The organism is Streptomyces africanus (assembly GCF_002150735.1).
Lineage (GTDB): Bacteria > Actinomycetota > Actinomycetes > Streptomycetales > Streptomycetaceae > Streptomyces > Streptomyces africanus.
Window position 1 is genome coordinate 1 of the sequence record NZ_MUKA01000671.1, and the last position, 541, is coordinate 541.

General features: G+C 72.8%; 1 protein-coding gene and 1 pseudogene. Both read left to right on the forward strand.

The annotated features are described in order from the left end of the window. Positions 1-209, forward strand: a pseudogene (locus CCL05_RS45055) (hypothetical protein); the annotation flags it as partial. After that, positions 206-541: DUF6895 family protein (locus CCL05_RS43290; protein ID WP_425275999.1), on the forward strand; the 336-nt coding region annotated here is incomplete at its 3' end. The pseudogene CCL05_RS45055 and the gene CCL05_RS43290, both read left to right, overlap by 4 nt.

Consider the following 541-nt stretch of genomic DNA (forward strand, 5'->3'; position numbering starts at 1 on the left):
CCCGCGCGCTGCTCAGGGGTGACTTCGCCACGGCGGCGCGTTTGAACCGCTGGCTGGCCTGGCTGGCCGCCGAAGGCATCACGCCCCCGGTGGACGCGGGCTTGCTCGGCGCTGAGATCGCGCTGCGCGGGGGCGGTGAACGGTGCCTGCTGGACGTGGCGATCGCCGATCGGATGCTGGAGGGGGAGCGGGCGTGGACCCGGAAATGACCACAGTGGCCGGCATCGCGCAGGACATGGCCTCCCGGGCCCTGACGTGGCTGCACGCCAACCGCCGCCGGGGCACACTGGGTGACGGCGGGATCACGGGGGACCCGGATGCCTACAAGGCGCTGACCGAGACGGCGCTGGCCGCCTGCCTGGTCCTGCGTGACGGTGCCGCAGGCAGCCGTGAGGCCGCCCTCGCCCGTGACCTGCTCGACTTCTGCTGGGACCAGCTGCAGGAAGGCGCCTTGCTCTACGACCGCCTTCTGCGCCATCCCCTCCTCACCGACGCCCTGGAGGGTTACGCCCACTTCGCGCGTGCCGGCTACCGCCACCCG